The organism is Streptomyces huiliensis (assembly GCF_020037025.1).
Classification (GTDB): domain Bacteria; phylum Actinomycetota; class Actinomycetes; order Streptomycetales; family Streptomycetaceae; genus Streptomyces; species Streptomyces huiliensis.
This window is the reverse complement of sequence record NZ_JAIQLH010000472.1, coordinates 1-1,445: the sequence shown is the minus strand read 5'-3', so window position 1 is coordinate 1,445 and position 1,445 is coordinate 1. Positions and strand designations below refer to the sequence as shown.

The 1,445-nt window shown below is 76.2% G+C and carries 1 protein-coding gene; it reads right to left on the bottom strand.

Annotation, left to right across the window (positions count from 1 at the left end):
• Positions 1-110 precede the first annotated feature (110 nt).
• Positions 111-1,445: HD domain-containing protein (locus JNW98_RS35220; protein WP_223772336.1), on the bottom strand; the 1,335-nt coding region annotated here is incomplete at its 5' end.

Sequence of the window (1,445 nt, the reverse complement as noted above, 5' to 3'; positions counted from 1 at the left end):
CCCGTCCGGCGTCTGAGGACAACCGCGCGAAGCGCGGTTTCAGGGGGTCTGGGGGCTCGCCCCCAGGAATCGGCGAAGGGGAGGGACCGGGGCACCGCCCGCCGCAGGCGCTACCGCAACGCCCGCTCCACCGCCTCGGCCACAGCCGCCGCCTCCCCCAACGGCAACCCATCCACGCCCGTCACATAAAACGCATCCACCACACTCGCCCCCAACGTCGACACATGCGCACTCCGCACCCAAACGCCCGCCCCCTCCAAAGCCCTCCCGATCCGGTACAGCAACCCAGGAGCATCCTCGGCCCGCACCTCCAGGACGGTCGCGTCCTCGGAACCGTCCGCACAGACGGAAACCGAGGGCGGCGCCGAAGGCAGACCACGCCGCCTCCCCGCGTACGCCGCCTCCCGCTCCGCCAGCCGCCCGCCGACGTCCAGCGACCCGTCCAGCGCCCGCACGAGATCGTCCCGCAGCCGGACCGCAGCCGGCGGATCGCCGTACTCCGCCGCCACCCGCCACCGCAGCAGCAGGACACCGCCGCGCACGGACCGCAGATCCGCCGCCCGCACGGTGAGCCGCCGCAGCGCGAGCACGCCCGCGGCGGCGGCCAGCACACCGGGCTGGTCGGGAACGGCCATCAGCAGCTCCACGCCGTCGGCCCCGACGGACAGCGTGACCGCAGGGGAACCGGCCCCCCGCGCCTCCTCCGCCAGAAGCTCCTCCGCGGCGGTGGGCGGCGAAGGCTCCGCACGCCCGGCCGCCGCCGGCTCCCCTGCCGGAACCCCCGCCGCGCGCCGCACCAGGCCGGAGACCAGCGACGCCCGCCACGAATTCCACGCCGCCGGCCCGGTGGCGAGCGCGTCCGCCTCCGTAAGCGCGTGCAGCAGCTCCAGCGTCGGAACGTCCGGAACCGCCTCCGCCACCACCCGTACCGTCGCCGGATCGTCGAGATCACGCCGCGTCGCGGTCTCGACGAGCAGCAGGTGGTGTCGGACGAGCGTGGCGAGGACCTCCGTGTCCTCCACGCCGAAGCCGAGCCGCGGCGCGACCTCGCGGGCGATGGCCTCGCCGGTCACGGAGTGGTCGCCGGGCAGTCCCTTCCCCAGGTCGTGCAGCAGCGCCGCGACGAGCAGCAGATCCGGACGCCCGACGCGGCGGGTGAGGGCGGCGGCGCGGACGCAGGTCTCGATCAGGTGCCGGTCGACGGTCCAGCGGTGGACGGGGTTCCGCTGCGGGCGGCACCGGACGCGTTCCCACTCCGGCAGCAGCCGCGACATGACCCCCTCCGCCTCCAGCGCCTCCCAGACGTCGACGGTCCGCGGACCGGCCCCGAGGAGGGTGACGAAGAGTTCGCGCGCCTCGGCGGGCCAGGGTTCGGGCAGCGGCCCGGCGGCGGCCAGCCGGCGGACGGTGTGCGCGGCGAGCGGCAGCCCGGCGCGGGCGGCCGC